Here is a 4,353-nt window from a genome sequence, read left to right as displayed (position 1 = left end):
GGCCTGCCCACCCAGCCCGCGTGCTGCGTGGGCAGGCCGTAGTAGCGCAGGTAGTCCTCCAGCCCGCTCGGCGTCGCGTCCGTGGAGATGACGCTGGGCACCCGGCGCATGAAGTCGTGCGCCAGGTGCGCCATCCGCTGCGTGTGCACCACCGCGGCCCGCACCGGCTCCGTCGCGAAGGCCTGGTTCAGCGCGCTGCGGGTCCGCAGCCCTCCGCGCACCGACAGCCGCGAGCGCACCAGCGGCAGCTGCTCCCAGACGTCATCCGCGTGCTCGTCGATGGGCAGCCACACCGGCGTGATGTCGTTGCGCCGCGACATCGCCCGCTTGAGGTTGTCCAGGAACACCGCGTTGCCGAGCGTCGTCTCGATGGCGAACGCGATGCGTGGGGGCGATGACGACATCCGCTGCGCGAGCCTCCCGGGGCCGAGGGCGTCCCTCCCGGGTTTATAGCGACCCGGCGCGTCATCACCAACAACGCCCTGGGTTCCCCGTCCGGATTCTCACGGAGGGGGTGGATCCGCGAAGGGCTCAGGCCTCCGGTTGAGCGGGAGGGGGCGGCAGATGGACGCGCACCTCGCGCACGCGGCGCGGCGACGCCTCCAGCACCTCCAGCACCGTGCCGTCCGGAAGCGACAGCTTCGTGCCCTGCTCCGGGATGGCGCCTCCCGCCAACGCGATGCACAGGCCCGCGACGGTGCCGTAGTCCTCGCTCTCCTCCAGCTCCATCCCCAGCGAGCGGTTCACCTCGCGCAGGCTCGCCTCGCCCTGCACCACCGCGACGGAGGGGCTCTCGCGGCGCACGCGCTCCTCGGGCGTCTCGGACTCGCTGAGGATGTCTCCCACGAGCTCCTCCACCAGGTCCTCCACCGTCACCAGCCCCACCACGCCGCCGTGCTCGTCCACCACCACCGCCAGCTGCATGCGCCGGCGCTGCAGCTCCTTCATCGCCGCGATGGCGCGCATGGACTCCACCAGGAACAGCGGCGGGCGCAGCACGTCCTCCAGCACGATGAGGTGCGCTTCCCAGGCCACGCCCAGCAGGTCCTTGGCCACGATGTAGCCCACCACGTTGTCCAGCGTGCCCTCGTACACCGGCATCCGCGAATGCCCGTGCTCCAGCAGCACCTGGCGGATCTCCTCCGTGCTCGCGTGGCGGCGCAGCGCGACGATGTGCTCGCGCGTCACCATCACGTCGCCCAGCGTCAGGTCCCCCAGCTCGAAGGCCCGGGAGGCGATCTCCCCCGCGCGCGGATCCAGCGTGCCCTGCTTCGACGCCTCCGCCACCAGCTGCAGCAGCTCGTCCGGCGACAGCCGCGACTCGGAGAAGTTCGTCCGGTCCCCGAAGAGCTTCAGCACCACGTTGGAGCTCGCGGTGAGGAACCACACCAGCGGGCGCATCACCCACGAGAGCGCCTTGAGCGGCCGGCCCAGCGTCAGCGCGTACTGTTCGGAGAAGCGCAGCGCCAGCGACTTGGGGACCAGCTCCCCCAGCACCAGCGACAGATACGACACCAGCGCGACCACCAGCGCGAAGGACACCTGGCTCGCCGTGGCCTCCGGCATGCCCAGCCCCGCCAGCACTCCCGAAAGCCGGTGCGCGATGCTCGCGCCGCCGAAGGCCGCCGCCGTGGCGCCAATCACCGTGATGCCAATCTGCACCGTGGCCAGCAGCCGCTCCGGATCATCCCGCAGCGCCGACACCGCCTTCGCGGACTTGCTGCCCTGCTCCAGCAGCTCCTTCAGCCGCGTCTTGCGCACGGACAGGAGGCCCAGCTCGGCGCCGGCGAAGACGCCGTTGGCCAGCACCAGCAGCAGGATGATGACGAGCTCCGTGACGATGGCGGACCTCCTGGCCGGCGGGTGACGCCTCCCGTCCTACACCCCCAGTGATTGCAGGAGGAGCGACAATTGATCCCGGCTCGCTCCCTTGGGCAGGTAGTAGTGGGGACCGGACATGAGTGCGCTGCCCACATCCTGGGCCGCCGCCGAGGTGAGGAAGACGATGCGCGGGTTGTTCGACGCCCGCGGCAGCTTCTCCACCACCTCCAGGCCGCTCATGCCCGGCATGTTCAGGTCCAGCAGCATGACCCCGAAGCGCTCCCCCCGCTTGAGCGAGTCCAGCGCCTCCTGGCCGTCAGCCGCCTCGGTGGTCTCATAGCCAAGGTCCTCCAGGCTCACCCGGAGGAATTCCCGCCAGTCCGCGTCGTCATCCACGACCAGGACCTTCCGAGCACCGTCATCCACCGCGAGTCGCCCCAAGCATCCTCCTGACCTGGGGAGAACCTTCCGTGGCCCCGCTGGCATTCGCGACACTTGCGTGAAGCCCCGCCATCCAGCAGCCAGGCAGCCAGGCGCTAGAAGAGCGCCATGCCCAGCTGGCCGACCAGGTACTGGAGTGCGGGCCTGACGTTGTGGACCGCCGTGCGCGGCTTCGCCGGCTCCGCCGCCTGGCACCACTCCGGCTGGCCCACCAGCTGGCCCGCCATGTGGCTGAAGACGCGGAAGCGGCCCAGGTCCGTGCTGCTGCCGGAGTTGTAGACGCGCAGCGCGCGCTCGCCCGGCGTGCCCAGGTCCGCCTCGTTGGGGATGTGCCGGTGGCCATGCAGCACCAGGTCACACCGGCCGCCCACGCGCTCCAGCAGTCGGCTTCCCAACGCCAGCTCCGACGCGTGGGGCAGTCCCATCTTCGTGGCGATCCACTCCGGGAAGCTCTCCAGCGGCAGCGGCATCACGTGGTGGTGCAGCAGCACCGCGACCAGCGCGTCCTTCGGCGCGGCGTCCAGCGCGCGGTCCACTTCGTCCACGACGCCTTCCGTCAGTTCGCCATGGCTGTGGAAATAGTTGCGGTTGTGCTCACCGGTGGAGTCCACGCACACCAGGAAGAGTCCTGCCTTCTCCACGGTGTGGACCTTGCGTCCCTCCATGAACCCGCTGCCGACATCCTCGCCGGGCCGGTCATGGTTGCCGGGAATGAAGGTGAGGCGTCCGGTCTCCATCCAGGGCGCGAAGTGTTCACGGAAGCGCTTGAACTCGGCGTGGGATCCGCGGTGCGTGAGGTCTCCCGTGACCACCACGTGATCCACGTCCTGGGCGGACAGGGCCTTCACCAGCGAGGCCGCGGAAGCGTCGCTCTCGCGGCTCATGTCCAGATGGAGATCCGAAAGATGCGCCAGCTTCAGGAAGGGCATGCTGAAGGAAATAGGCATCGGGAGAGCGGGCGGCGAGGGTTGCTGTACGAAGGATCGTCAAAAGTTGGGCCAGCGTCGTTCACCCCACCCCGTTGCTGGGGATCCACTCCGCCGCGGGAGTGCCACGCGCACGCATCGGCACCAGGCGCGTGCCTGACACCACGCGCAACCGCGTGCCGCGCCAGTCCACCGTGCGGCGGAACGCGCCATGCCACCATGCGGCGAAGAGCAGCGCGTCCTTCACCAGCACGGCGGGCGCCGCGCGCAAGCCCACCGGCTGGGGCCGCAGCGCGCGGAATACCGTCATGTCCACCCAGACCTTGCCCAGCACCACCGCCAGCGCCGCCAGGCCCGTGAGGGCGGACGGGTGGATCAGCGCGCCCAGCACCGCGAGTGGAATCGGGTTGAGGAGCGCCTGCGCCAGGTACGTCGAGGGCGATACCGCCGTGCGGTGGATGACGCTCCAGCGCAGGTAGCGCTGGAAGAAGGCGTCCACGCTCTTGCGCAGGGACACGTTGAAGACGGGGGCGTGCGCCAGCACCACGCGCTTGCCCAGCTTGCGCGTCACCCACTGGCCAATGACGTAGTCCTCCGCCAGCACGTCCTTCACGGAGAAGAAGCCGCCCAGCGCCTCCACGTCCTCGCGGCGCAGCGCCATGGACTTGCCCACCACGATGTCCCGGTCCGCCACGTGCTTCGCGGCGATCATCCCCGCCGCCGCGCTGGAGGACAGGTGCAGGTTGTCCAGGAGCGAACCGAAGCTCCGCTCCCCCAGCCCCGCCACCGGGTGCGTCACGCAGCCCACCGTGGGGTCCTCGAAGGCGGCGGCGATCTCCTCCAGGTAGCCCTCGCCCACGCGGGTGTTGCTGTCGCTCACCACCCAGAGGTCGAAGCGGGCCTCCGACGACAGCGTCACCAGCTGGTTCACCTTGGGGTTCAGGCCGGGCTCGCCCTCCTGGAGCACCACGCGCATGACGTGGGGCCACCGGGCCTCCGCGGCCCGGGCCACCGCGAAGGCCGGGTCGCGCGTGTCCTTCACGCCCAGCAGCACCTCGTAGTGGGGGTAGGGGAGCCGGGCGAACTGCGCGAGGTTCGCCTCCAGGTCGTCATCCACGCCGCACAGCGGCTTGAGGATGGACAGGCCGGGGCGGTGCGTGGGGGC

At 70.2% G+C, this 4,353-nt stretch carries 4 protein-coding genes and 1 pseudogene; all 5 read right to left on the bottom strand.

Annotation, left to right across the window (positions count from 1 at the left end; genetic code table 11):
* Window positions 1-404: pseudogene (locus tag D7W79_RS39405) on the bottom strand (glycosyltransferase family 4 protein); the annotation flags it as partial.
* 127 nt (window positions 405-531) lie between these two features.
* The gene (locus D7W79_RS39400) at window positions 532-1,815 is read right to left on the bottom strand and encodes a hemolysin family protein (protein ID WP_120530367.1); all 1,284 of its coding nucleotides are present in this window, start codon (window positions 1,813-1,815) and stop codon (window positions 532-534) included.
* A gap of 63 nt (window positions 1,816-1,878) precedes the next feature.
* Window positions 1,879-2,307, bottom strand: coding sequence for a response regulator (locus tag D7W79_RS39395; RefSeq protein ID WP_120530366.1), 429 nt, complete (start codon window positions 2,305-2,307; stop codon window positions 1,879-1,881).
* Window positions 2,308-2,357: 50 nt separating this feature from the next.
* Entirely contained in the window at window positions 2,358-3,191 is an 834-nt protein-coding gene (locus D7W79_RS39390) for a metallophosphoesterase family protein (protein ID WP_244222227.1), read from the bottom strand.
* A 79-nt stretch (window positions 3,192-3,270) separates the two neighbouring features.
* Window positions 3,271-4,353, bottom strand: a 1,083-nt coding sequence (locus D7W79_RS39385; RefSeq protein ID WP_120530364.1) for a ceramide glucosyltransferase, incomplete at its 5' end; no start/stop codon positions are given.

The organism is Corallococcus exercitus (assembly GCF_003611585.1).
Classification (GTDB): Bacteria; Myxococcota; Myxococcia; order Myxococcales; family Myxococcaceae; genus Corallococcus; species Corallococcus exercitus.
The sequence above is the reverse complement of the archived record's forward strand: the minus strand, read 5'-3'. Positions and strand labels throughout refer to the sequence as shown.